General features: G+C 44.7%; 24 protein-coding genes and 3 tRNA genes. 21 read left to right on the top strand and 6 right to left on the bottom strand.

Annotation, left to right across the window (positions count from 1 at the left end; all coding sequences use genetic code 11):
* Positions 1 to 10 precede the first annotated feature (10 nt).
* The 7 genes from nusG (at position 11) to KP625_RS07065 (ending at position 4130) form a co-directional block, all read left to right on the top strand.
* Positions 11 to 598 carry a transcription termination/antitermination protein NusG gene (gene nusG / locus KP625_RS07095; RefSeq protein WP_238296932.1) on the top strand — a complete coding sequence of 196 codons (588 nt, stop codon included), beginning with the start codon at positions 11 to 13 and terminating at the stop codon, positions 596 to 598.
* 21 nt (positions 599 to 619) lie between these two features.
* Positions 620 to 1045: a 50S ribosomal protein L11 gene (gene rplK / locus KP625_RS07090; RefSeq protein ID WP_118374444.1), complete on the top strand. Its 426-nt coding sequence runs from the start codon at positions 620 to 622 to the stop codon at positions 1043 to 1045.
* Between the two features lie 54 nt (positions 1046 to 1099).
* On the top strand, positions 1100 to 1789 hold the full coding sequence (gene rplA, locus KP625_RS07085) for a 50S ribosomal protein L1 (protein WP_177982063.1): 690 nt from the start codon (positions 1100 to 1102) through the stop codon (positions 1787 to 1789).
* Positions 1790 to 1939: 150 nt separating this feature from the next.
* Entirely contained in the window at positions 1940 to 2185 is a 246-nt protein-coding gene (locus KP625_RS07080; protein ID WP_238296930.1) for an acyl carrier protein, read from the top strand.
* 17 nt (positions 2186 to 2202) lie between these two features.
* Positions 2203 to 3258: a hypothetical protein gene (locus tag KP625_RS07075; RefSeq protein ID WP_238296929.1), complete on the top strand. Its 1056-nt coding sequence runs from the start codon at positions 2203 to 2205 to the stop codon at positions 3256 to 3258.
* A 1-nt stretch (position 3259) separates the two neighbouring features.
* A complete protein-coding gene (locus KP625_RS07070) occupies positions 3260 to 3955 on the top strand; it encodes a 4'-phosphopantetheinyl transferase family protein (RefSeq protein ID WP_238296927.1) in 696 nt (231 codons plus the stop codon).
* A gap of 101 nt (positions 3956 to 4056) precedes the next feature.
* Positions 4057 to 4130 (top strand) — tRNA-Arg (locus tag KP625_RS07065).
* A gap of 113 nt (positions 4131 to 4243) precedes the next feature.
* Here KP625_RS07065 and KP625_RS07060 read toward each other — a convergent pair.
* Positions 4244 to 4316: transfer RNA gene (locus KP625_RS07060), tRNA-Gln, on the bottom strand.
* Between the two features lie 262 nt (positions 4317 to 4578).
* Between KP625_RS07060 and KP625_RS07055 the strand changes: the two genes are divergently transcribed.
* From KP625_RS07055 to KP625_RS07035, 5 genes are all read left to right on the top strand, one after another.
* On the top strand, positions 4579 to 4929 hold the full coding sequence (locus tag KP625_RS07055; protein WP_238296926.1) for a hypothetical protein: 351 nt from the start codon (positions 4579 to 4581) through the stop codon (positions 4927 to 4929).
* A 42-nt stretch (positions 4930 to 4971) separates the two neighbouring features.
* A complete protein-coding gene (locus KP625_RS07050) occupies positions 4972 to 5811 on the top strand; it encodes a CvfB family protein (RefSeq protein ID WP_238296925.1) in 840 nt (279 codons plus the stop codon).
* 27 nt (positions 5812 to 5838) lie between these two features.
* Positions 5839 to 6219, top strand: a complete 381-nt coding sequence (locus KP625_RS07045) for a RidA family protein (RefSeq protein WP_238296924.1) — start codon at positions 5839 to 5841, stop codon at positions 6217 to 6219.
* Positions 6220 to 6346: 127 nt separating this feature from the next.
* On the top strand, positions 6347 to 7372 hold the full coding sequence (locus KP625_RS07040; protein ID WP_177982132.1) for a branched-chain amino acid aminotransferase: 1026 nt from the start codon (positions 6347 to 6349) through the stop codon (positions 7370 to 7372).
* Between the two features lie 3 nt (positions 7373 to 7375).
* Positions 7376 to 8404 (top strand): glycosyltransferase family 2 protein, encoded by a 1029-nt coding sequence (locus tag KP625_RS07035; protein ID WP_238296923.1) that lies wholly within the window; start codon positions 7376 to 7378, stop codon positions 8402 to 8404.
* A 95-nt stretch (positions 8405 to 8499) separates the two neighbouring features.
* Here KP625_RS07035 and KP625_RS07030 read toward each other — a convergent pair whose 3' ends face one another.
* The 4 genes from KP625_RS07030 to KP625_RS07015 all read right to left on the bottom strand — a co-directional run bounded on the left by KP625_RS07030 (position 8500) and on the right by KP625_RS07015 (position 13143).
* A complete protein-coding gene (locus KP625_RS07030) occupies positions 8500 to 9141 on the bottom strand; it encodes a phosphatase PAP2 family protein (RefSeq protein WP_238296922.1) in 642 nt (213 codons plus the stop codon).
* Between the two features lie 112 nt (positions 9142 to 9253).
* Complete coding sequence (locus KP625_RS07025; protein WP_177971278.1) at positions 9254 to 10864, bottom strand: CTP synthase; 1611 nt, start codon at positions 10862 to 10864, stop codon at positions 9254 to 9256.
* Positions 10865 to 10960: 96 nt separating this feature from the next.
* Positions 10961 to 11920 carry a glycosyltransferase family 2 protein gene (locus tag KP625_RS07020; protein ID WP_238296921.1) on the bottom strand — a complete coding sequence of 320 codons (960 nt, stop codon included), beginning with the start codon at positions 11918 to 11920 and terminating at the stop codon, positions 10961 to 10963.
* Positions 11921 to 11967: 47 nt separating this feature from the next.
* Entirely contained in the window at positions 11968 to 13143 is a 1176-nt protein-coding gene (locus tag KP625_RS07015; protein ID WP_238296920.1) for a glycosyltransferase, read from the bottom strand.
* A 214-nt stretch (positions 13144 to 13357) separates the two neighbouring features.
* On the opposite strand from KP625_RS07015, the gene KP625_RS07010 reads away from it, so the two are divergent.
* Positions 13358 to 14965 carry a metallophosphoesterase family protein gene (locus tag KP625_RS07010; RefSeq protein WP_238296918.1) on the top strand — a complete coding sequence of 536 codons (1608 nt, stop codon included), beginning with the start codon at positions 13358 to 13360 and terminating at the stop codon, positions 14963 to 14965.
* Between the two features lie 56 nt (positions 14966 to 15021).
* On the opposite strand, the gene KP625_RS07005 is transcribed toward KP625_RS07010, so the two are convergent.
* Positions 15022 to 15819, bottom strand: coding sequence for a hypothetical protein (locus KP625_RS07005; RefSeq protein WP_238296916.1), 798 nt, complete (start codon positions 15817 to 15819; stop codon positions 15022 to 15024).
* Positions 15820 to 15977: 158 nt separating this feature from the next.
* Here KP625_RS07005 and KP625_RS07000 point away from each other — a divergent pair, with 158 nt between their 5' ends.
* From KP625_RS07000 to KP625_RS06970, 8 genes are all read left to right on the top strand, one after another.
* A complete protein-coding gene (locus KP625_RS07000; RefSeq protein WP_238296914.1) occupies positions 15978 to 17135 on the top strand; it encodes a sensor histidine kinase in 1158 nt (385 codons plus the stop codon).
* 24 nt (positions 17136 to 17159) lie between these two features.
* Positions 17160 to 17285 carry a hypothetical protein gene (locus KP625_RS13580; protein ID WP_255731493.1) on the top strand — a complete coding sequence of 42 codons (126 nt, stop codon included), beginning with the start codon at positions 17160 to 17162 and terminating at the stop codon, positions 17283 to 17285.
* Positions 17286 to 17295: 10 nt separating this feature from the next.
* Positions 17296 to 18072 carry a response regulator gene (locus tag KP625_RS06995; protein ID WP_238296912.1) on the top strand — a complete coding sequence of 259 codons (777 nt, stop codon included), beginning with the start codon at positions 17296 to 17298 and terminating at the stop codon, positions 18070 to 18072.
* 232 nt (positions 18073 to 18304) lie between these two features.
* Positions 18305 to 18664 (top strand): response regulator, encoded by a 360-nt coding sequence (locus KP625_RS06990; RefSeq protein ID WP_238296910.1) that lies wholly within the window; start codon positions 18305 to 18307, stop codon positions 18662 to 18664.
* A gap of 34 nt (positions 18665 to 18698) precedes the next feature.
* Positions 18699 to 23684: an MBG domain-containing protein gene (locus tag KP625_RS06985; RefSeq protein ID WP_238296909.1), complete on the top strand. Its 4986-nt coding sequence runs from the start codon at positions 18699 to 18701 to the stop codon at positions 23682 to 23684.
* A 66-nt stretch (positions 23685 to 23750) separates the two neighbouring features.
* On the top strand, positions 23751 to 24485 hold the full coding sequence (locus KP625_RS06980) for a tRNA lysidine(34) synthetase (protein WP_370641334.1): 735 nt from the start codon (positions 23751 to 23753) through the stop codon (positions 24483 to 24485).
* Positions 24486 to 24572: 87 nt separating this feature from the next.
* Positions 24573 to 24646, top strand: a tRNA-Pro gene (locus KP625_RS06975).
* 40 nt (positions 24647 to 24686) lie between these two features.
* The gene (locus KP625_RS06970; RefSeq protein ID WP_238296908.1) at positions 24687 to 25361 is read left to right on the top strand and encodes a response regulator transcription factor; all 675 of its coding nucleotides are present in this window, start codon (positions 24687 to 24689) and stop codon (positions 25359 to 25361) included.

Genomic DNA, 25361 nt, shown 5'->3' with positions numbered 1-25361 from the left:
AGGTGAATGTATGTCAGAACTATTCGAAAACGAAGCTACAGCATCTGGAACACCAGAGAGCGGGATTCCGACTGATGGTGAGGCAAGATGGTATGTGGCTCATACCTACTCAGGTTATGAGAACAAGGTGAAAAATGATATCGAGAAGACTGTTGAAAACAGAAAGCTTCAAGAGCAAATCCTTGAGGTAACCGTACCGGTTCAGGAGGTAATCGAGACAACAAAGACAGGCGCGAAGAAGACAGTTCAGAGAAAGTTGTTTCCTGGTTATGTTCTGGTTCATATGTACATGAACGATGTTACATGGTATGTAGTTCGTAACACAAGGGGTGTTACAGGATTTGTAGGTCCGGAATCCAAGCCGGTTCCGCTCACAGAGCGCGAGATGCGTGCGATGGGTATCGTGACTGAGGCACCGGTTGTACACATTGATGTGGAGATTGGTGATCAGATTAAGGTTATTACCGGAGCTTGGGAAGGCAATGTTGCAGTTGTTAAGGCAATTAATGAAGGCAAGAGAACCGTAACCATTGACGTTGACATTTTCGGACGTGCTACATCTGTTGAAATTGGATTTGGAGATATCCAGAAGATGTAAGAGGTTTAGGAGGTAGCTATAATGGCTAAGAAAGTAGAAGGATATATTAAATTACAGATTCCTGCAGGAAAGGCAACACCTGCACCACCTGTTGGTCCTGCACTTGGACAGCACGGTGTAAACATTGTACAGTTCACAAAGGAGTTTAACGCAAGAACTGCTGATCAGGGCGATATGATTATCCCTGTTGTTATCACAGTTTATGCAGATAAGAGTTTCAGCTTTGTAACTAAGACTCCACCGGCAGCAGTACTGCTTAAGAAGGCGTGCGGCCTTAAGTCAGCATCTGCAACACCGAACAAGACAAAGGTTGCAAAGATTTCTAAGGCTAAGGTTCAGGAGATTGCTGAGCTGAAGATGCCGGATCTGAACGCAGCAAGCCTTGAGGCTGCTATGAGCATGATCGCTGGTACAGCTCGTTCTATGGGAATCGAAGTTGAGGATTAATAAGAAATAATCGTAGGAGGGTCGCTCCCGCAAAACTACAGGAGGTTTATTTGAATGAAAACAGGTAAGAGATATTCAGAAGCTGCAAAGCTTGTTGAAAAGACAAAAACATATGACTTAGAAGAGGCTGTTGCACTCGTTAAGAAGACAGCTAGTGCAAAGTTTGATGAGACGATCGAAGCTCACTTCCGTTTGGGTGTTGATGGTCGTCATGCAGACCAGCAGGTTCGTGGTGCGGTTGTTCTTCCACACGGAACAGGTAAGACTGTAAAGGTTCTCGTATTTGCTAAGGGTAACAAGGTAGACGAGGCTCTTGCAGCAGGCGCTGATTACGCAGGTGGAGATGAGCTTGTACCAAAGATCCAGAACGAAGGTTGGTTGGATTTTGATGTTGTTGTTGCTACACCGGATATGATGGGTGTTGTTGGACGTCTTGGCCGTGTCCTTGGACCAAAGGGCTTGATGCCAAATCCAAAGGCTGGTACAGTTACGATGGACGTAACAAAGGCAATCAACGATATTAAGGCTGGTAAGATCGAGTACAGACTTGATAAGTCAAACATTATCCATGTGCCAATTGGAAAGGCTTCTTTCACAGAGGAGCAGTTAACAGACAACTTCCAGACTTTAATAGATGCAGTTGTTAAGGCTAAGCCGGCAGCAGCAAAGGGACAGTACATTAAGAGCTTGGTAGTAGCTTCTACAATGGGTCCTGGCGTAAAGCTGAATGTTACAAAGTACTAGGATTTAGCCATAACGAAGAAACGAGTGTGAATGGATTCCGATGCGGAGTGCAGACGCACTCTTTTTTTCTTGCTTTTCAAGCGTAATAATAGTAATATTAAAGTACTTGATACATCGAGAAAGTAATTTATTACCAAGGGGGTACAAACAATGGAAAAGGAACAGATTGTAACAAAACTTACGGAAGTGATTCATGATGTTTTGCCAGAATTGGATGATGTAGATATGCATGCAAACATGGTAAATGAATATGGTGTGAATTCCGTATCTTTAATTCGCCTGCTCGTAGCAGCAGAGAGCAAGTTTGATATTTCGTTTGATGATTATGAGCTTGCACTTAGTGATTACGATTCGTTCAGTGATATTGCAGCTTTGATAGCGGAAAAATTAGCATAAATGGGAGGAACAGTAAAATGGCAGACATGAAAAAATTACCGGTAACATATCCTATGATTACATCTTGGCAGTGGCACGCGACACTGTTTTCCATTCTTTCGGATGATGAGAATGCGAAGAAATGGATTTTTAGTAACTATATTCAGCTCCGTTGCTATAACATTCAGGAGATTTTTACAGGGGACGATATGCTTCTTGCGGATATGATGCCGGGAAGCAGTGCGTTGAAGCAGTGTCCATATCTGATGTTCTCCCTTCTTACGAAAGAGCAGATTCAGAGTTATTGTGGAAATATTATTGATTTTGTTATCAAGACGATTGATCTGAATGGTTATGTATATGGTGTATTTGATGAGGCGAAGATTCTGTGTGATGCAGATGTGGACTACAAATTCCCTCATGAGCTGTTTATCTATGGATACAACCGTGATGAAGAAGTATTCTATGTAGGAGATTTCACATTCCAGGATCATTATTCTTATAATACAGTCAGCTTCAAGGATCTGGAGCGTGGTTATGAGGTTATCACAGAACAGGATGACCATGTATTTAAGGATGATCATAAGGGTGGCCGTGGCCTGTATGTTGTTATGAAGAATACAGAGCATCCAATCTATGAGCTTGATATCGAATTAATTAAGCAGACAATCAGTGAGTATTTGAATTCACAGGATACGAAGGATCATTTCCGTATGCTTCGTAATCGTTTTGATGATACAACATTTGGTATTAAAGTGTATGATAAGGTGCTTGCACAGATTGATAAGCAGCTTCATGCGCAAGAACCTGATTTCGATGTCCGTGCATTGCATGTGATGTATGATCATAAAGTATTGATGTTAGAGCGAATCAAGTATCTGATGAATCATGGATACTTAAAGTACAATGAGGATACGATCAAAGAGTATGAGACAGTTGTACGTAATATGCTGACAGCCAGAAATCTGCTTGTTCGTATTTCTATCACAGGTGAGATTGAATCATCTGTAAGATTCAAGAAGTATTTGGATGCAGCGAAGGAAAAGGAAATCAGTATTCTGTTCCGTATCCTTGCAGAACTGGAAGATAAATAATATGGCGAAGATTCATGTGATTGTTCAAAAAGTGAATTGTGTATTGATAGAACAACATTTTGATGAATTGGTCGAACGCTTATACCCGGAACGAAAGTCCCGGGTATTGGCTTTTCGTAGGAAGGAACCGGCATATACATCAATTGTTGCAGGCTTGATGTTGCAGACTCTGATAGAACAAAAACTGGGGATAGCTCCGTGTGCACTGGTACTCGAAAAAAATGAAAATGGTAAGCCGATGGTGCAGGGGCATCCGGAGTTTTACTTTAATCTCTCTCATGCAGGTGATTATGTCGTGCTGGCATATGGAGATGTACCTTTGGGCGTTGATATTGAGCGAATTCGACCACAGAACCTGCACGTTGCAAAACGGTGCTACACAGATGCGGAATATGCGTATGTTGTGGAAGGACGGTCAAAGAATGAGGACTGTCAGAAAACCGCTGCGGAAATGCAGGAGAATATGTCAAGATTTTTTTATCTATGGACGATGAAGGAAGCGTATCTGAAACTCACGGGTGAAGGAATCAGTGTGCCGCTCAATTCGTTTGAGATTGATCCGGTACAGAAAGAGGTCAAGGGAACACCTTACCGGTATTATATGCAACGAAAGGACGATTATTGGGTTTCTGTCTGCGCTGGAGAAGGTTGTGAGATTGAGTATGATTACAGAGCAGACTATGAAATAGGAAGTTGATTTGAAAACTGGTCTGGAAAATTCGCGGAATTTACAGAAAGCTCTTGACAATCATTAAAAACTACGATAGAATATCATCTGTTGTGAGAAACAACACAGATGCGGTCGTAGCTCAGCTGGATAGAGCACTTGGCTACGGACCAAGGTGTCGGGAGTTCGAATCTTCTCGGCCGCATAAAAAAACTTCTTGAGAAATCAAGAAGTTTTTTTTATGCGTTCCTAAATTATAATAAAGGGCTCGCATTCTAAACCATAAAAAAGACGATCGAACCTCGACCGTCTTATAAACTGGGCTACCAGGATTCGAACCTGGAAAATGCTGGAGTCAGAGTCCAGTGCCTTACCATTTGGCGATAGCCCATCATTATGAAGTTTGAAGACTTTTTCGTGTCTCACAAGTTGGTATTATATTACATGTCTTGCTAAAATGCAAGACTTTTTTAAAAAAAATTTACAAAAAATTGAAACAGTATACATTTCCGCTTACTTGTCAGGAATTGGATAAATAATTGTTTGACAAACGGAAACAAATACTATATGATTGCATACGTTGAACGCTAGGAGAAAACAAAGATTTTTGCAAATCAATTGCGTAGTGAACAACTATTTGAAAGGAAGTAAGTATGAGCAGCGTAATATATGTGGTTCCGTGGGCCATTTGTGATACAGAAAGCATATATGTGAAAAAAGTCAAGGGCGACGACGTGCAGGTACCGGAGAAGGGCAGTGAGTTTAATTCGTGGTGTATTCGTAATGTGGTTGCAAGTCCGGATCGCAGAACAAAGGATACGTATGCGATTGTGGACGTATTCAATGGCTATAAGGATAAGATGAACGAAAAAGGTATGTCTGTCTTCTCTCTTACGAATTCACAGGATGTGTTGGAGAATCTGGGATTCCAGAAAGCAGATGAGAATGAGTCGGCATTTATCAAGAATAAGGTATTGAAGTTGAATAAGGACAAGAAAAAATAGACCACGTATAGTTGTGGTCTATTTTTCTAGAAAGCAGGAACAATGATAGAAATTGGAAAATGGAATGATTTAAAGGTAATCCGATCAAAGGATTTTGGAATATATCTTGGAGAAGAGGACAGTTCAACAGCGGAGACGGTTCTGCTTCCGAGAAAACAGGTGCCGGAGGGTGTAAAAGCAGGCGCATCCCTGCATGTTTTTATTTACCGTGATTCACAGGACCGGATTATCGCAACGACGAATACGCCGTTGATTACTGTGGGCGAAGTGAAAAAACTGCAGGTGAAGAGTGTGACAAGCCTTGGTGCATTTATGGATTGCGGACTGGAACGAGACGTGCTTCTTCCGTTTAAGGAGCAGACGGCGAAGGTGGAAGCTGGAAAGTTTTATCTCGTTAGGATGTATGTCGATAAATCCGGACGTCTGGCGGTGTCGATGAAAATTGGTAGGGAATTACAGCCAATTGAGGGCTACGAAGAAGGACAGGATTTTATTGGAACTGTGTATGAGTTTAAGAAGGATTTCGGCGCTTTTGTGGCAATTGATGACAAATATCCGGGACTGATTTATGCAAGTGAATTGTATGCACCTGTGCGTGTCGGCGATGAAGTGCATGGCAGAATCGTAAAGATTCGTCCGGATGGAAAAGCAGATCTTGCTCTGCGTAAGCTTGCGTATGCACAGATGGAAGAGGACAGTGAGATGGTATATGCAGTTATAAAGAGCTATAAAGGCGTTTTACCGTTTACAGATAAGGCAGATAAGGATATAATCAAGAAAGAGTTCGGACTCAGTAAGAACGCATTTAAGCGCGCCTGTGGACGTCTTTTAAAAGAAGGAAAGATCCGCATTACAGAGAAGACAATCGAGCTTGTTGATTAGATAACAGTTACAGGAGGTACTTGTATTATGAAGACAGTGATTCAGACACCAAAGGCACCGGCGGCAATCGGACCGTATTCACAGGCAATCACGGTGGGAGACATGATTTATACATCGGGGATGATTCCTATTATTCCGGAGACAGGCGAACTTGAGACAGGTGATGTCAAGGCACAGGCAAAGCAGGCAATCGGAAACTTGATTGCGTTGTTGGATGAGGCAGGAAGCGATGCGGATCACGTGGTAAAGACTACCGTATTTATTAAGGATATGAATGATTTTGCTGCAGTGAATGAAGTATATGCAACGTTTTTCGAGAAGGACTGCCCGGCACGTTCCTGTGTGGAGGTTGCAAGACTTCCGAAGGATGTGAAGATTGAAATTGAAGCAATCGCAATCAAAAAATAATATAATAGGAATATTGAACAGTAAAAACAAGTGAAAACGCTCGATTATGTTATTTTCTGCTTGCATAATTACACATGAGTGGTAAAATAAAGGGCAGATAATACGCATGAGGGAAAGGAAGTAATAGATCATGAGCAAAAATATTGATTGGTCTTCACTTGGCTTTGGCTATGTGCAGACGGACAAGCGTTTCGTATCAAACTATAAGAATGGTGCATGGGATGATGGTGTACTGACCGAGGATGCAACCGTTAATCTGAGTGAGTGTGCCGGAGTTCTTCAGTATGCACAGACATGTTTTGAAGGTTTGAAAGCATATACAACAGAGAAGGGACAGATTGTGATTTTCCGTCCTGACTTAAATGCATCCCGTATGGCAGATTCCTGCAAGCGTTTGGAGATGCCTGTATATCCGGAGGATAAGTGGGTTGATGCAGTTGTAAAGACAGTCGAGGCAAATATTGACTGGGTACCGCCTTATGGTTCCGGTGCAACGCTGTACATCCGTCCGTATATGTTCGGCAGCAATCCGGTTATCGGTGTAAAGCCTGCAGATGAGTATCAGTTCCGTGTATTCTGTACACCGGTTGGTCCATATTTTAAGGGCGGTGCAAAGCCAATCGTAATCCGTGTCAGCGATTATGATCGTGCAGCACCTCATGGAACAGGCCATATCAAGGCCGGACTGAACTATGCAATGAGCTTATATCCAATCGTTGATGCACATAATCAGGGATTTGCTGAGAATATGTATCTGGATGCTGCAACGCGTACAAAGGTAGAAGAAACAGGTGGAGCAAACTTCATCTTTATTACAAAGGATGGCACATTGGTAACACCAAAGTCAGACAGTATCCTTCCTTCTATCACGCGTCGTTCTCTGATGGTTGTTGCAGAGAAGTACCTTGGCATGAAGGTAGAACATAGAGAAGTTTACTTCGATGAGGTAAAGGATTTCGCAGAGTGTGGTTTGTGTGGTACGGCCGCAGTTATTTCTCCGGTTGGAAAGATTAACGATCATGGCAAGGAAATCTGCTTCCCAAGTGGTATGGATGAGATGGGACCATACATTAAGAAGCTGTATGATGCTCTGACAGGTATCCAGATGGGAAGAATCGAAGCACCGGAAGGCTGGATCAAGGTAATCAAATAATTTATGAATAAAAAAATATTAACCATCACAATCCCCTGCTATAATTCGCAGGACTATATGAAAAAGTGTGTCGATCACGCATTGATTGGTGGCGAACTCGTGGAGATATTGATCGTGGATGACGGCTCTACAGATGACACGGCGCAGATTGCAGATGCCTATGCAGAGAAGTACCCGACGATTGTAAAGGCAATTCATAAAGAAAATGGTGGGCATGGCGATGCGGTGAATACCGGTATCGCCCATGCAACCGGAGTTTATTTCAAGGTTGTTGACAGTGATGACTGGCTTGACAAAGAAGCCTACAAACAGGTGCTGAAGGTCTTAAAAAAGATTGTGGAAGATGAGAAGGATTTGGATGTCCTGCTCTCCAACTATATCTATGATAAGGTGGAACGTCGGAAGAAGCGTGTGATGCGTTATCACGGTGCTTTGCCGGAGAAACGGATTATCAGTTGGGAAGACAGCCGGATACGGTTCAACAAGTTTCAGTATGTACTGATGCACTCGGTCATTTACCGGACACAACTGTTGAAGGACTGTGGTTTGCAGCTTCCGAAGCATACATTTTACGTGGATAATCTCTATATATTTGAACCGATGGTCCATGTGAAGAAGCTGATGTACTTAAATGTTGACTTATATCATTATTATATTGGCAGAGAAGGACAGTCGGTCAATGAGAAGACGATGATGAAGCGGATTGATCAGCAGATGCTTGTCAACCGGACGCTGATTCAGTTTTTCAGTGAGAATCGAAAAGAACTCCCACCACAGATGTATCGATTTTTGTTCCAGTACTTAGATATGATGATGTGTGTTGCATCGAGTATCTGTGTTGTATCAAAGGACAAAGAGTTATATAAGAAGAAAAAAGAACTGTGGAAGTATCTGAAGGATACAGACGAAGAATTATACAAGGAACTTCGGACAACGTTGTTCGGTATCACGTTCAATCTGCACGGACCAACGGGCAGATGGTTTGCTAGAACCGGATATCGTGTATTCCAGAAGTTGTTTGGTTTTAATTAAAAGACAAATAAAAATTCCGAAGCTTGTTTATAACAGGCTTCGGAATTTTTGCTTTATCAAAAAAACTATGAAACGAACAGTTATTATATTTCTTCCTACTTTGTTCTTCCCCAGGGAATCACATAGACAATTGGATAGAGAATTGCTGCCAGCGCAAATGCACCGATGACATCCCACACCGAATGCTGTTTCAAAAACATCGTGGACAAGATAATCAGAATACCGATTATTGTTGCAATCACTTTGATCCATGATTTATCTTTTGTGCCTTTGCTCTTGTATAGGGCAACAAGACAGCCAAGTGTGTTAAATACGTGCAGACTAGGGAACACGTTCGTGCTTGTGTCTGTCTTATACAGCATCTTGACGAGTCGTGCGCACAGGTTATTGTTGTAGGAGATATCCTGCCGCAGATCCAGACCATTGTGCCAGATCGTGCATATGATCAGGAAGATCGTCATGCCACTGAACAGATACGCACAACACTGGTAATATTCTTTCTTGGAGTAGAAAAATTCGTATCCGACAATTGCCGGAACAAACAAAAACCACATAAAATAGGGGATAATAAAATATTCGCAGAACGGAATCTTATAATCAACCGGCATCGATACGAGATGAAACTCTGTGGTTACTGTTTTCTCCAGCCACATAAACCATGGCATATAAATTACAATGTATAACAGTGTCCATATATGATTATACTTTTTCAAAAACGTAGGACTTTTTTTATTCATACGGTCCGGATACCCTTTCTTTTGTGTTGCATAGAAAACCGAAAGGATATCCAGCCGGTGAATTCACATGCATTTTAACTGCCGCTTTCAAATGTAGACAAATGGTAGTATATCATGCTTCTTCGGAATGTGCAATCGCAGCACCGACAAATCCTAAGAATAATGGATGTGCCTTGTTTGGACGGCTCTTAAACTCCGGATGTGCCTGTGTTCCGATGAACCAAGGGTGATCCGGAAGTTCAATCATTTCTACGATATGTCCGTCCGGAGACAAACCGGACAGGAGCATGCCGTGATCAGTAAGAACCTTTCTGTAATCGTTGTTTACTTCATAGCGATGTCTGTGACGCTCGTTGATGTGATCGGTGCCATATAATTGGTATGCTTTGGAACTCTTATCGAGTACACAAGGATAAGAACCAAGTCGTAATGTTCCTCCTAAGTCTGTGACACCATTCTGGTCAGGCATGATATGGATGACCTGATGGCTGGAACTAGGGTTGAACTCGGAGCTGTTCGCATCCGGATAGCCGACAACATTTCTTACGAATTCCACGATGGTAAGCTGCATACCAAGACATAAGCCAAGGTAAGGGATTTTGTTTTCCCGTGCATAGGTGATTGCTTCGATCATACCTTCGATACCACGGTCGCCGAAACCGCCCGGTACTAAGATGCCGGATACATCACCTAAGATCTCTGCAACATTTTCCTTTGTTACAAGCTCAGAATCGACCCATTTGATCTCAACATCCGCACGATGAGCTACACCGGCATGTTTCAGGGATTCTACGACAGAGATGTAAGCGTCGTGCAGACTGACATATTTTCCAACCAAAGCAACGCGTACCTTCTTCTGTGGATGCTTCCAGTTGTCAACCATGGCGATCCAGTCATCAAGATCCGGTGCCGGGCATGGAATGTGGAGACATTTGCAGGCTGCATCAGCAAGCTTCTCGTGCTCCATAGCAAGGACCACTTCGTATAATACATCCACGTCCAGATTCTGGATGACACATTCGCTTGGAACGTTACAGAAGCTGGCAATCTTATCTTTAATTGCTTTGTCTAACGGAAGATCGGAACGGCAGACTAAGATATCTGGCTGGATACCAAGCGACTGACATGTCTTTACGCTTGCCTGTGTCGGCTTTGTCTTCAGTTCGCCGGATGATTTTAAGTAAGGAATCAGTGTGACGTGGATCATGATACAATTTTCATGTCCGACATCCAACTGAAACTGACGGATGGCTTCCATGTACGGTTGGCTCTCGATATCGCCGACAGTACCGCCAACTTCGATGATCGCAATCTCATCGTCTTTTGCATCTGGATTGCGATAGAAACGATCTTTGATTTCGTTTGTAATATGCGGAATGATCTGAACGGTATGACCGCCGAAGTCACCACGACGCTCCTTGTTCAGAATGCTCCAGTAAACCTTTCCGGTTGTCACGTTGGAACCCTTGTTCAGACTCTCGTCGATAAAACGCTCGTAGTGTCCAAGATCCAAATCGGTTTCTGCACCGTCATCTGTTACAAATACCTCGCCATGCTGAATCGGATTCATAGTTCCCGGATCCATGTTGACATATGGATCAAATTTTTGGCTGATTACCTTGTAGCCGCGCGCCTTCAACAGGCGTCCAAGTGATGCCGCGGTAATTCCCTTACCAAGCCCGGATACAACGCCGCCGGTGACAAAAATGTACTTTACTGCCATAGCTCATTCCTCTTTCTGTTTGATTTTTATATTTTTATTCTATTTGCTTAAGAAAAATTCAAAAATTATTATAAACGAAAAGGAAAACGAAGTCAATTACAAATGATTAGAATAAAACATAAGCTGAAAGACACGGTTATCCTTTTTATCCTGCCGGAATAGATATTTGCCGGATTTGCCCATTTTGCGGTAGGCTTTCACGTCCTGATACTTTGTCAGAATATGTAAAAACTGCTTTTTTTCTTCGGGAACATTGTAGATTCGTTCAAATGCTTTTGCCTGTCTGGAGATATGTCCGCCGTTCGTACGGCTCTGCTTTAAGCGGCGGAAGAATCTGGAACAGCCGGAAGGGGATGCTGCACCGAGTGCATTTCCTGCGTGCTGGCGGTATTTGTAATGGGCGGCGCTGTCGTAGTATACTTCGCCGAAACAGGACGCAACAAGATAGAGCCACCAGTCGTGCATATAGATATCCCGCGGCATGCTGATCCGGATATAAGACATAAGCGCCTGATTAAATACGATGCCGGCACCGCGCGCGATGTTTTCAATCAATGCATTCCGAAAGTCTGGTATTAATTCCTTGCCAATTGTCTGCATGGATTCCGGAAATGGATTTAAAGCGTCATCGGTATTCCATGCATTACAACAGTAGAGAAGCGGTGTGGCAAATGAACGGATCAGGGAATCGTTCTTCTTTTTTTTCGGGGATTTTGCCTTGCGCATCTGTTCGAGTTTCTGACAGGCGGTAGAAAGCTTGTCCTCGTCCCAAACATCATCCTGATCGGAGAGGGCATAGAAGTCTGCATCCGGGTCAGATAATTCAAACAGACGGAAAAAAGAAGCGACAACGCCACAGTTTTCGCCACATAGATATTGAATATTTTCGTGGAGTGCGGCATAGGCACGCAAGATATCCACGGTGCCATCGGAAGAGCCGTCATCACGGACAAACAGCTTTACGGTCACATTTTTTTGATTCAAGATACTGTCTAATTGTTCTTTTAAGTAAGTTTCACCATTGTAAGTAGATAGCAGAACCTGAACTGTATACATAATAAACTCCTTATGATTCATAAAACTTCAATTTCCATAAAATGGGATTACACGGATAGATCCGTGTAGATTTGTGCCATCAATTGATGCACGAGCGCGATATCAAAGTATTTTTTGCACATCGCCTGATTTTCGGCTCCGAGCGTATGCGCCAGATTGGGATCACGCAGGATTTCATCTATTTTTTCTGCATAGCGGTCGACTGCTTTCGGTGGAAGCAGGTAGTGCTTGCTGCGGGTGTGCGGCTCAGCGGCTAATAAGTCTCGGTCACCGCGTATATCCGAGGCGATGATCGGAAGTCCGGCCGCCATCGCCTGCATGACAGCGACAGACAGTCCTTCCTGAAAACTTGTAAACAAAAACAAATCGGCACATCGGTATAGATCAAGTACATCTGTATGATAGCCGGGGAAAAACACACGGTCACGCACGCCGAGCTCTTCCGCAAGCTGGGAAAGGGAATCCATAAGCGTGCCTTTGCCACAGATGACAAGGATCGTATCTGTATGATTTGAGGCTGCGAAAGCGCGAATTGCGGTCGCCACATTTTTCCGTGGAATCAGCTCTGCGACGGTCAGAATGATCCGTTTGCCGGATGGCAGACCGAACCGGCGACAGACCTCTTGTTTGTCGACCTGAATGGATGCAATCGCATCGGTATCCACACCAACCCCCGGTACATAGTGTACATTTGGGTGATGAAATTTCTGGCGGGCAGCCTGATAATCTTCCTGATTCAATGTGATCAGGCAGTCTGTGATATGTGACAGCTTTTTTTCAACATTATAGTAGATGAGATAATTCTTGAGCCCGGCGCCATGGTAAAAATGAAATCCATGCACAAAGTAGATTACCTTTGTACCATCCTGACCGCGGAATTTCTTAGCTGCCAGACGTCCGACAACACCGCCAAACGGTGTCTGTGTATGAACGATCTGACAGGGATGATTTCGCATATAGCGTTTCAGAATCCGGATTGATTTGAATGCCTTCCCAAGTTCTGTCACCTTTCGCGGAATTGGCAGGTCGATAATCTCAATGTCCTGTTCGGCAAGCTCACTGGAAAACGCATGGATGCGTTCAGCTGTGCTGGAATTCCCTTCCTGAAAATTCGCAGCGACCGAGAGGGTGTATCCCATCTCCTGTAAGATGCGGATGTTGTCTTTATTAAAATGGTCAATCATTGATGCAGAATTTGCAATCAACAAAGCATGTTTTTCCATATAATTCCCTGCTTATATCTCTTCGTGTTTGTGCTTCGATATGAAAAATACACGGTGGTATTTTCCTATATACAAAATAAATTATACTATAAAACACTATGCAAAACAATGTGCGTACTATGAATAATGTATAAAATAACTATTTTGAAACAGAAAAAATATGATATACTTCTAGATTGGATTCAATATAGAAAAACGCGGGAGATAGAGTGGTATGAAATTTGCACACATTGCGGACGTTCATCTTGGGACGAGAAAGAAAACGCCATATTTATATGATGGCTTTTTGAATTTTGTTGACTATATGGAATTACATCCGGTCGATATGATCTTTATCACGGGAGATCTGTTTGACCATGTACCGACGCAGGAGGATGTACTTTTTGTGGATACGGAACTTGCCCGGCTTGACAAGACAGATATCGTCTATGTAACCGGGAATCGTGATTATCTGGGGCAGGACAGTGTGCTGTGGAATTATGAGTTTGTTTCGCGGCTGTATCTGCTTAATTGTGAGGAGATTCACAATCATGTGCCGGAGGCGGAACGTGCAGTGCGAAATTCTTATGCGGAAGGTATTCTGGATAGTCTGCATTTTCCGAAATATAACGTGGATGTCTATGGAATCTGTCAATACGGACCATACAATGAGCGAAATGATTTTGACAGCGTATATGCGAGAAATCTGCGAGCCATCAATATCTTCCTCGGACATGGAGGAAGTGAGCGTGTATGTCCGTTTGATGTGGAGGATTTTGGCGGAAAAAATTTCAACTATGTGGGATTGGGTCATAAACACCAGCATCTGGAATTTGAAAAACAGCACGTGTATTATCCCGGAAGTCTGGAACCGGTCACGGAGGACGAAACGGGCGAACATGGATTTATCTATGGCTATATAGATAGGCAGCTCATAAGTGTGAAGTTTGTTCCGATTGCCATGCGGCGGTTCGAGGAGAAAAAAGAAGAATCTCCGGCGTTTGATTATGAATTGCTGCAGGAATTGAATCGAGAAAATGCTTTTGGTAGACGAATGTCCGCATTTGACCGGATACAGACGGAACAGACACTGGCGGCGAAGAAAAAATATGCAGACGGCATGCTGAAGGAACTGCAGGCGCTGACGGGACGATCAGCATTGGTTACATATACACCAACGCAGGTGTCAGAGGCGTGGGCGGAGCAACAGGCAAAATTAAAGACGGAGCTTCAGAAACTGCAACAGGAAATTGTCCGGAGTGAACAGGAACAGGCCGAACTTTCCGATAAGCTTCTGGCATGTCCGGATCAGACCGGTACAACCAATGTCCTGCATGCAGATATCGGAAAGCTGCAGTTTGATTTGTCAAAGCTGGAATTTGAGGATCGACAGGTCGATAAAAAATACAGTCGTCGAAGACTGGGGGTTGTCTTGTGGATTGATACACCACTTGCGGTTGTATTGTCTTTGCTTGTGACAGTGGGGACGGTGGATGTGTTTTTCATGCAGGCGTGGAATGCGTGGTGGCGTCTGGTAACCAGTCTGGTCGGATTTGAAATTGCGTTGACGTTTTTAGGATTTTGCCTGTACAATCTGACGAAAGGTCTTCGTAAGAAATGGTTCGGAACCGAGATTCCGGTGGAGACGCACGCGCGATTGCAAAGCGAGATTCGTCTTCTGGAGCGGCAGATTCATGACCGGCAGTTAGAGGAAAGTTCACGGTTTTTGGATCAGAAAAATTATGATGAGAACAGCCGGAGAATGAAAGAAGAACAAAAGCATTATCAGCAGTTGTTAGAACAGTCCGAAGTGATTTTGCTCATTCTCGAACAGAAAGAATAGAGAAAAAGGAGCTGACGCACATGTATCGTGCGCCGGCTCTTTTTTTGTACCTGCGGTTATTTGGACTCTATCGAGCGGTATTCCAGAAGAATCCATGCATTGCTATAGGAATCCACAATTCCGTTTGCCGTGTCTGCATCCAAGGATTCACGTGTGCCGGAAGCTGGGTCTGCCTGATACCAGTTTATCTCCGTCTCGCTTGTCGCTTCGGAGATGATGGTCTGGATATTCTGAAGTGTACCGCCCGTGATCGTGTAATAGTCATATTCAAACTCAGCAGCACTGTTGGAACCCATAGCAGAGATGAAATAGACATTATCTTCCTCCATGTATCCAACGTTCAACAGACTCCGATCCTGTGCTGCGATAAGCTTTGTTGGGGTTGTGCCATCGTAAGTCCATACCTCATAGACCGATTTGCCGGAGGTGTCTGTCGGATCTCCGATGATCAGCTCGTCATATCCGTCGTGATCCATATCGATGAGCGCCGCGCCGATATTGTCAAAGGAAGCGACACCGGCATCGGTGTTTGTGATCAGAGGACAGATGTCCTGCTCCATGCATGTACCGTAATCCCATTTTTCTGTGACAGCCGTCCGGTATTTATCCAGAACGTCTTTGTATACGTCTATGCTGCTTTCCGCTTGGGATGCCTCGGTTGTTTCTTCCGTGCCGACAGCGGTTGTTTCTTCCGTGTCTTGTGTATCTGCGGCGGTGGTTACCTGTGTATCGGTTGTCTGTGTGCTGGCTGCCTGCGTGGTATTTGCTGTATCCGTTTTATCCGTACCGCATCCGGAAATGGCACATGCGTTTAGTGCAGCAAGCAATGTGAGCACTGCGATTTTTTTCTTCATATCAAGTTCTCCTTTCGTTTAACTATTCATCATAAAAGTAGCACAGCTGTTTCCAAATAGCAAGAAAAAAGTGAAGAATCAAAAGAAGACTTTTTTCGACAGAAAATTTGTGCTACACTTTATGGGGAAAATCATTGTACCGGTGGAGGAAAGGGTGCATGTTTAATAGAACATCTTTACATATTGCCATGCTTGTATGGGGCTGTATCTTCTCTCTGATCGCGGCACTCTGCATGTTCATGAGCAAAAATTTTGACAAAGAAAAACGCAGATGGATGATTGCCATGCAGCTAGTCTGCGCGGTGCTTTTGCTGTGCGATTCGCTTGCATGGGGATATCGCGGTGTGGCAGGAGCCAGTGCATATCTGGTGCTTTACTTCAGCAATTTTTCTGTCTTTGCTTTGAGTGATGTACTGCTCGGATTGTACCATGGGTATCTGTGCTGCTGTCTGTTTCGGCATGGAAAAAAGGGCGACATAAAAAAGCCGGTTTACCGGGTTATGGCGGGATACGCGATACCGGCAGTGGCTGTGCTGCTTGTCGTAATCTCCCAGTTTACGCATTGGTACTATTATTTTGATGCGGATAATTTTTATCATCGGAGCACAGGGTATATTGTGTCGCTGATTCTGCCGATGCTGGGAATGCTGGTGGATGTGTCCCTGCTACTGCAATACCGGAAGCGGTTGGAACGGCTGATGTTCCGCGCATTGATCTCGTATATTGTGCTTCCGTTTCTGGCAACGGTTGCACTTGCCTTTTACTATGGTATCTCCCTTTCCAATCTGGCGATTTTTATATCCATGATTCTCATGTTCGTGGCGTCCATGATGGAGCAAAATGAGAATCTGGCACGAAAGGAAAAAGAAGCGGCAGATATGCGGATCTCCGTGATGATGTCGCAGATCGCACCGCATTTCATCTATAATACGTTAAATTCTATTGCCGGATTGTGCGAGAGTAATCCGGCAGAAGCCAAAGAGACGACGCTTGCGTTCTCCGAATATCTGCGTGGAAATCTGAATGCACTGAGTGAAACCGACTTGATTCCGTTTGGACGCGAGCTTGCCCATGTGAAATATTATCTGGCGATAGAGCAAAAACGGTTTGGCACGCGCGTAAAGGTGTGCTATGATATCCGGGAACAGGATTTTCTGCTCCCGGCGCTCACGTTGCAGCCGGTTGTGGAAAATGCGGTCAAGCATGGACTCTGCAAGAAAAAAGGTGGCGGAACCGTGACGATCCGCACAGAACGACTGGATGATCGGATATGCCTGACAGTCGCGGATGACGGAGCCGGGTTCGATGAAACGTAGCTGACAAAGCACGAAGACGAGAAGGTGCATGTCGGACTTGCCAATGTTCGGTCGCGTCTGCGGGATATGTGTGATGGAGAGCTTCGGATCGAAAGTGCAAAGGGTGTTGGAACGACAGTCCGGATTCTGATTCCGGAGGGAAACGTGTGAGGGACAAACGATGAAGATATTAGCGGCAGATGATGAAGAATTGGGATACAGGCAGTTGGTAACGGCGATACAGGAAGCTGTGCCGGATGCGGAGCTAAAGGCATATCAGGATCCGGAGGAGCTTTTGATCTATGCGAAGGAGCATCCGTGTGACGTTGCATTTCTGGATGTGGAGATGGGATATCTGTCCGGTGTGGATGTTGCCCGGCAGCTGAAAACATGGTATCCAAAGGTAAATATCATATTTGTAACCGGATATAGTCAATATATGGAGGATGCGATCAAGCTTCGGACGAGTGGATATGTTGCCAAGCCGGTGACGACGGAGAAGATCCGGGAGGAGCTGGCGAACCTGCGCAATCCCATCGAGGAGTTCCAAAGAGATGTACTGGTGGCACGCTGCTTTGGTACATTTGATGTATTTGTAAACGGAAAAAGCCTGAAGTTTGAACGGAGCAAAACCAAAGAGATGCTTGCGTATCTGATCGACCGGAGGGGAAGCTCCGTGACGTCCGGGGAGCTTCGCGCAGTGCTCTGGGAGGATGTGGAAACGGACGAGAAAACGGGTGTCTATCTGCAAAAGCTGAAGCGGGATCTGCTCAATACGCTGAAAGATGTTGGGATGGAGCAGGTGTTTGTGACCGGATGGAATAAGTATGCGGTGGATCCATCCAAGATCAGCTGCGATTATTATGATTATCTGGACGGAAAACCGGAAGGCATACGGGCGTATAACGGTGAGTATATGTCGCAGTATGACTGGCGGGATATCGCGGATATCGGTTGATAGTACAAAAATTGACGTAAGATCGCAAGTGATCGGATGTCAAATATTCAGTTGAAAAGATAATTACTGAGACAGGAGCTATCGGTTCGCATGGAATATCATGGGAATTGATAGCTCCTTTTTTATGAATTTATTGCCTTTTATAACGAAAATATTTCGTTTGTCATATTTTTGTCATATTTGGACTGGTATACTTATAGCTATAGTATGCAGATAAAGGGGATGATTATGCTTGAAGATAATTGTATATGATGACAACTGGTGGACACGGCAGAAGATGGCACATGTCATCCGTGAGACGACCAAGGGTGCTGAGGTACATGTATTCAAAGACACGCAGGCAGCACTTGATTATGTGGCGGCACAGCAGCCGGAGGTTGCCTTTATCAGCACGGAGAATGAAGACGGCAGAGGATATTTTCTGATCAAACGGATGAAATATCTGTCTCCGCGGACAAACGTGATCGCGGTTGCGAATGAGTACCGGTATCTGAAAGAGCTGACCGAGCTTCGGGTGAGTGGCTATGTGACTGAGAAGTTCACGCGGGAAGCGGTCAACGAGGAGATGGAAAACCTGCGGTATGCAGTGTGAGAGATGGTTTACAAAGGATGGAGGATATAGATACATGATAAGAAAAAGCAAACTATGGAAGAAAATGATTACCGGAATTATGTCGGCAGCGGTGATGCTTACATCGGTGCAGGGATTTTCAGGCTCGACAGCGGTTGTACATGCGGCAGGGGCTGCGCAGTATCAGCCGATGACAATCGCATCCGGCTTTAATGCAGATGTATTTTATGATGCCGGAGAAACCTTTTCAGAGACGGATTCTGCGGAATCCAGTACCAAGGTGAATGAAAATAAGGCATGTTTTTATACAGAGGCGTCCGGCGTTGACGAAAGTGGTGGATTTCCGGCAGATGGTATTATTGCGGATGAGTTGGGGGATTTTAATGGCCTTACATGGAAACTCAATAGTTATCAGGCAGCCAATGCATTGCGTATGGCTCCGGGAGAGAATGGAACCATAACATTTTCTACGATTGGCTGCTATCAGAAGTTATATTTTCTGGTAACGGCAGGCGGTGTCGGAGTCGGGAGCAATGCAGCGATGAATGTAACGGTAGCTTATACAGATGGATCTTCGACCAACCAGACATTCGTGGTACGTGACTGGTATGATTCAGCCAATAGTGTAACGTCCCAGTATATGCGGACATATACAGGGGATGCGACAGATGGCGATACGAACGGTGGACCGTATCTGACACGGTGTGCGATGGATATCAATACAACCAAATTAATTCGGGATATTCGGATTTCAAATAGTGTCAATAATACTGGGGTTTATGTGTGCGTTTACGCGGTAACCGGACTGGGAGCAGCCATTGCATCTCCGGATCCAATAGCATCCGGTGTAAGTGCAGATGGATTTACAATTTCATGGAATGCGGTTGAGGATGCAGCATCTTACCGTGTCGATGTTGCAACCGACGAAGATTTTACCAATATGGTTGGTGAGTATAATAACTATACTGTAACCGGTACTTCGATTGTACTTTCCGGATTGGAATCATATACAGAATATTATTACCGGGTACGTGCGGTAAATGGTGATGGAGGACAGAGTATCAGTTCTGCGACAAAGTCGGTGGAAACGACAGAGCATGAACATAGCTGGAGTATAAGTGTCGATGGGGAAAATCCTGCGGTTGCAAATGCTGTATGTACGTATGACGGCGTTTTCTGCAAGTATAGGACATCCCCTGCAACTCTGACACTGAATGCGGAAGATATGGTATATACGGGAAAGGAATATAATAAAGCGGGCGTATCTGGCAATCTGAAAAAAGTTACCGGCGCTGTGTTATCTTATACATATTATCCGAAAACATCGGAAAATGCTTCGGATGATCTGAAAGGAACTGCACTTGAGATGACACCAAGCAATGTAGGTGATTACTGGGCGGTCTGTAATATTACTGTTGGAGAGAAAAGTGCGCAGGTCGTAGATGCGTTTGCCATTACGAAAGCAACACCGAAGGTAAGTGTAGCTGGACGGAACGGATTGGAATATAACGGTGATCCGCAGAAGCTGGTTAGAGCCAATACAAACGGAGGAACCATCTATTACAGGGTAGGAACGGATGGTGCGTGGAGTACAGATATTCCGACAGCCGTAGATGCGTCGCAGGAGAATGCATCCTATAAGGTGTATTATTATGTGACTGGTGATGCCAACTATGAGGGGCTTGGATCGGAAGAGAATCCAGCAGGCTTTGTGGAGGTATCTATAGAAAAAGCAAGAAACTATGTAACTGAAGAACCGGTGTATGAAGCAACCTATGCAGAGGGAACAACATATACGGCGAAGGTAACCACGAATGTTCCGGGTGCTAAAATTGAGTATAGTGAGAAGCCGGACGGTCCATATCGGACAGAACCGTATTCGTATGGGGATGTAGGGTATTATGCAACATATTACCGGGTTTCTGTAGATGGCAATTCCAATTATGCGACAGTGACCGGACATCTGACGACGTATATTCGTGGGAAAGATTTTGCGGATGGAGACGTGCAGGTTACGGATTATGAAGGCGTATATGACGGGAAAGAACATACAATTACAATAGAAACCAAAGGTACGGCAGAGGGAGCAATGGTTGAGTATTGGGTAAGCGAGCCGTCAAGTAATCCGTGGGAGGAATCTGGAAAATACAGTACAACACCGGTTACATATAAGGATGTAACAAAATCAGAATCCTATTATGGTGGTGATTATGAGACCGTGCGTTATCGGGTATCAAAGAAGGGATATAATCCGGTACAGGCCTATGCGCGAGTAAAGATTACGCCAAAACCAGTAATGGCTGTTGTGACTGCCGAAGATAAGCAATATGATGGAACGACAGATGCTGTGCTGCATGCAACGGTGGATACCGGGGTGGAAGGCGAGACGCTGAATATTTCCGGAGTAACGGGAAGCTTTGAGAATTCGGATGTCGGAGCAGATAAGGCGGTCACGATGAATGCGGGATCAGTAAATGTGACGGATTCCGAAAATGCAAAGGCTTCGAATTATACGGTGACAGTTCCTTCGGATACAACTGTTACTGCATCAATTACACCGCGTGTTGTGAAACTTGATTGGGAAAAAGAACCATTTTATTTTGATGGACAGCCGCATACAATTAAGGCGAAGGTAACGAATGCGGTAGAGGGTGATACTGTAGAACTGAATTATGAGGACAATCAGAAGACAGAGGTAGGCAGGTACACTGCAAAGGTAACAGGTGTATTAAATGCAAATTATACATTAGAGGGTGCAGAGAATACAACGCATGAGTGGAATATCCAGACCTATGACGCGGATGTATCTGTATTGCCGGATATCGCGGGGCAGGATGGCTGGAGCAATGGAACTGTGAAATTACAGGCAGAGGGCTATCAGATATCAAAAGATGGAAGCACATGGTCCGATTGCATTGAGTGCTCAGAAGAAGGCGAGCATACGATTGGGTATTATCTGAAAGAGATAGAACATGGGTATGTCACACCGTTAAAGACACAGGTGGTAAAGATTGATAAAACGGCTCCGGCGGGTGAGATTAAGCTGGGAGAGTCAGACGGAGCGTATGTGTTTGCGGATAAAGCGGAGGTAACAATCTCGGCACAGGACGCAAACAGCGGTATTACGGATAACGGCGTGGAATATTTGGTTGTGCCAAAGGGCGAGATAGTAACCAAGGATAGTGAAGGGTGGAAATCCGGAACAACCGTAACAATGACGGGAAGTCAGAAGTCCGATATCTATGCAAGATTGACCGATAAGGCTGGAAATGTAACCGTAATCGGTCCGAAATCGGTAGTTATCTATACGGAAGCAACCGAAAAATCGGAAGTGGAATACAAGCGTCAGACAACGGCGGATCTTGAGACGGGAATTCAGGTGAACGGAAATGAAATTGCATCGATTACAAATGGAGGTATAGCACTTTCCGCAGATGATTATGCGATAAAAAAAGGAATGCTTGTTCTGAAAAATTCATATCTACAGACTCTTGTGGTTGGAACGCATACGCTGAAGATATCGTATCGCCCGGTGGAAGAATCGGATGCGCAGACGACGGCAAAGGATTCAACTATAACATTGACTGTAACACGGGAGAAAGGACAGGTAACCGGACTTTCGGTGAAGTCAAAGGAGTATGATGGAAAACCAATTACAGCACCTGTATTTGAAACTACGAATGATAGGGGAGCACATGATGCGAATGTGACGGTTGAGTATAAGCAGAAAGATGCAGAAGATGCCGTATATACAAAGTCAGCTCCAAAGGATGCAGGCGAATATGTTGTACGTGTAACAGTGGCAGAAGATGAAAATTATGCTAAGGCAGCAGCAACCGCCGAATTTACAATCACTCCAAAGAGTGTAACGATAAAGGCAGAGGATGCAGAAAAGCATGTTGGAATGAAGGATCCGGAGTACACGTATACGGTAGAAACGCTGGTAGATGGAGATTCACTCTCGACAGTGACAATATCCCGAACATCGGGAGAAAAGGTTGGAGAATATGTACTTACGCCAAGTCTGGATGCAGCATTGAATCCAAACTATATAGTGAAGTATGAGAACGGAACCTTGACAATCGAGGATCATGACTGGTCTGATACGTGGGTTGTAACGCAGGAAGCGACGGAATCTACAGAGGGTGAACAGGAAAAGACTTGTAAAGTAGAAGGCTGTGGTCAGAAAAAGTATGAGAAGCTTCCGGTTTTAGGCGCTGCCATAGATCCGAATGAAGGAAAACTGGAAAAGGCTGCACAGGTTACGCCGGGTTCGCCGATTCGTAAAGCAACTCTGGATAATAAAGCTTCTGAGCTTTTGAACGCAGAGGGAATCTTTACAGAGGAAGAAAAAGTGGAACTGGAAAACGGATCAAAGGCAAATGTATGGCTGGAAATATCAGAATTGGATTCGGAAAGTCTTTCACCGGAGGAAAAGGAACTGTTAGCAAAAGAAGCAGAGAAATTCGCAGGAAGCGATGCGGATATAACGTTCTTTAATGCGGATTTGTATAAGCAGGTGGACAATCGTGCAAGAACGCAGATTCATGAGCCGCAGACAGATATCCGTGTTACCTTCAAGATTCCGGACCGGCTGAGAAATAAGAATGCATCTGTAATTCGGGAATATAAAATTCTCCGTCTGCATAACGGAAAGGTCACTATAATCGACGGTGTACTGGATGAGAGTAGCTGGGAATATTCGTTTGTAACAAATGAATTTTCAACCTATGCGATTATATATAAGGATTCTGCAAAGCAGATTACGCCGGAAACGACAACAACAGAGAATCCAACAACGGAAGCACCGGGTGTGACGACGGAGTCACCGACTTCGGAAACCTTGGTAGTGACAACGGAAGCACAGGCAAATGGAACAACAAATGACAAGACCGGAGTAAATACAAATGCAGCGAAAACCGGCGATTCCTTTGACCCGGTTATCTGGCTTGCGGTGATGGGGGCAGCACTTCTGGCAATTCTCGGACTGTTGAATAAGCGGTATAAGGATTGCAGAGAAGATGGTAATCTCAAGAAATAATAGGCGCGTATAAGCAATTGAAGAATTATAAGTGCAAAGCAAAAAACTCTCATCCGTGTTGAGCGGATGGGAGTTTTGTATTATAATGCGGGTATGGAATTACAGAAATTATACAGCAAGGTGCGGCAGGCAGTGGATGCTTACCAGATGATCGAAGAGGGCGACAAGATTGCAATCGGTATCTCTGGCGGGAAGGACAGTCTGACACTCCTGTATGCACTGGCTGGAATGCGAAAATTTTATCCGAAGAAATATGATGTGGCAGCGATCACAGTTGATACCGGCGTAGGGAATATGGATTTCTCTAAGGTGAAAGAACTGTGCGAGTCGTTGAATGTTCCATATGAAATCATCCCGACGCAGATATTTCCAATACTGATGGAGCGGCAGGAGAAGCGGATGTGTCCGCTCTGTGCGAAGCTGCGGAAGGGCGCATTTAATGAGGCCGCACTCCGAATGGGATGCAACAAGATTGCATATGCGCATCACAAGGATGACGTTGTGGAAACATTTCTGATGTCACAGGTATTAGAAGGCAGGGTGCATACATTCTCGCCGGTGACACATCTCGATGGCACAGAGCTGGATCTGATCCGGCCGCTTGTGTATGTGACGGAGGCGGAGGTACGTGGATTTATGCGACGGTATCAGCTTCCGGTGGTAAAGAACTTATGCCCGGTGGATGGTGCGACAAAGCGGGAGGCTGCAAAGCAGATGTTAGCGCGGATAGAGGAGGAATTTCCGAAGGCGAAGAGCCGGATGTTTGCGGCGATTCAGCGTGCTCATATTGATGGATGGTAAAATAATGCCTGCTTCTATCGAATTTTGAATTGATTTTTCGGGGCATCTGTGCTATCATGTCAAATGTTGGATTTATCTCCAATTTATCGGTGCGTGGCTCAGCTTGGTAGAGCGCTGCGTTCGGGACGCAGAGGTCGTGGGTTCGAATCCCGTCGCACCGATTTTTTTGTACCCATTTTTAGGAGGAAAGGAGGAACCCGCATGAAATTATTACTTGCAGAAGATGAAGTAGATATGTCCGAGGCGTTGGTCGACATTCTCACCTATCACAAGTATACGGTGGATGCTGTATTTGATGGGGAAGAAGCACTTGATTATGCAACGATCGGTGAATACGATGGCATCATATTGGATATTATGATGCCGAAGATGAGTGGATTAGAGGTGCTGCAGAAGCTGCGGAGCCGCGGTGACCGGACACCGGTGCTGCTGCTTACGGCAAAGGCAGAGGTTGAAGACCGGATTGCAGGGCTGGATATGGGAGCCGACGATTATCTTCCGAAACCGTTTGCGATGGGCGAGCTGCTTGCACGTATCCGGGCAATGCTCCGGCGTAAGGAAGAGTTCACACCGGACATTGTGAAATGCGGCGATCTGTCGCTCAACATGCACACGTATGAATTAAGCGGGAATGGACAGTCGTTTGTATTGCCGAAGCTGGAATATCAGTTGATGGAAGTCTTTATGCTCAATCAGGGCATTTATATGTCGACGGAAAGCCTGTTAGAGAAAGTATGGGGCTTTGACACGGATGCCGAGGTTGGCGTAGTCTGGGTGTACATATCGTATCTGCGGAAACGGTTGCAGGCGTTAAATGTACATGTGGAGATTCAGGCAAAACGGGGAATTGGATATCGGCTTGTAGAGGTGGAATAA

This window comes from Eubacterium sp. MSJ-33, assembly GCF_022174665.1.
GTDB lineage: Bacteria > Bacillota > Clostridia > Lachnospirales > Lachnospiraceae > Coprococcus_C.
Note: the sequence above shows the minus strand (reverse complement) of the source record. Positions and strands in the feature narration are given on the sequence as shown.

Coding starts and splice junctions, on each gene's coding strand:
- KP625_RS07005 (WP_238296916.1), bottom strand. CDS start 15,819: ATGAAGAAAAAAATCGCAGTGCTCACATTGCTTGCTGCACTAAACGCA.
- KP625_RS06985 (WP_238296909.1), top strand. CDS start 18,699: ATGATAAGAAAAAGCAAACTATGGAAGAAAATGATTACCGGAATTATG.
- KP625_RS07035 (WP_238296923.1), top strand. CDS start 7,376: ATGAATAAAAAAATATTAACCATCACAATCCCCTGCTATAATTCGCAG.
- KP625_RS06980 (WP_370641334.1), top strand. CDS start 23,751: ATGGGAGTTTTGTATTATAATGCGGGTATGGAATTACAGAAATTATAC.
- KP625_RS07070 (WP_238296927.1), top strand. CDS start 3,260: ATGGCGAAGATTCATGTGATTGTTCAAAAAGTGAATTGTGTATTGATA.
- KP625_RS07025 (WP_177971278.1), bottom strand. CDS start 10,864: ATGGCAGTAAAGTACATTTTTGTCACCGGCGGCGTTGTATCCGGGCTT.
- KP625_RS07030 (WP_238296922.1), bottom strand. CDS start 9,141: ATGAATAAAAAAAGTCCTACGTTTTTGAAAAAGTATAATCATATATGG.
- KP625_RS06970 (WP_238296908.1), top strand. CDS start 24,687: ATGAAATTATTACTTGCAGAAGATGAAGTAGATATGTCCGAGGCGTTG.
- KP625_RS07075 (WP_238296929.1), top strand. CDS start 2,203: ATGGCAGACATGAAAAAATTACCGGTAACATATCCTATGATTACATCT.
- KP625_RS07055 (WP_238296926.1), top strand. CDS start 4,579: ATGAGCAGCGTAATATATGTGGTTCCGTGGGCCATTTGTGATACAGAA.
- nusG (WP_238296932.1), top strand. CDS start 11: ATGTCAGAACTATTCGAAAACGAAGCTACAGCATCTGGAACACCAGAG.
- KP625_RS07000 (WP_238296914.1), top strand. CDS start 15,978: ATGTTTAATAGAACATCTTTACATATTGCCATGCTTGTATGGGGCTGT.
- KP625_RS07020 (WP_238296921.1), bottom strand. CDS start 11,920: ATGTATACAGTTCAGGTTCTGCTATCTACTTACAATGGTGAAACTTAC.
- KP625_RS07010 (WP_238296918.1), top strand. CDS start 13,358: ATGAAATTTGCACACATTGCGGACGTTCATCTTGGGACGAGAAAGAAA.
- KP625_RS07080 (WP_238296930.1), top strand. CDS start 1,940: ATGGAAAAGGAACAGATTGTAACAAAACTTACGGAAGTGATTCATGAT.
- KP625_RS07050 (WP_238296925.1), top strand. CDS start 4,972: ATGATAGAAATTGGAAAATGGAATGATTTAAAGGTAATCCGATCAAAG.
- rplK (WP_118374444.1), top strand. CDS start 620: ATGGCTAAGAAAGTAGAAGGATATATTAAATTACAGATTCCTGCAGGA.
- KP625_RS07015 (WP_238296920.1), bottom strand. CDS start 13,143: ATGGAAAAACATGCTTTGTTGATTGCAAATTCTGCATCAATGATTGAC.
- KP625_RS06995 (WP_238296912.1), top strand. CDS start 17,296: ATGAAGATATTAGCGGCAGATGATGAAGAATTGGGATACAGGCAGTTG.
- KP625_RS07045 (WP_238296924.1), top strand. CDS start 5,839: ATGAAGACAGTGATTCAGACACCAAAGGCACCGGCGGCAATCGGACCG.
- rplA (WP_177982063.1), top strand. CDS start 1,100: ATGAAAACAGGTAAGAGATATTCAGAAGCTGCAAAGCTTGTTGAAAAG.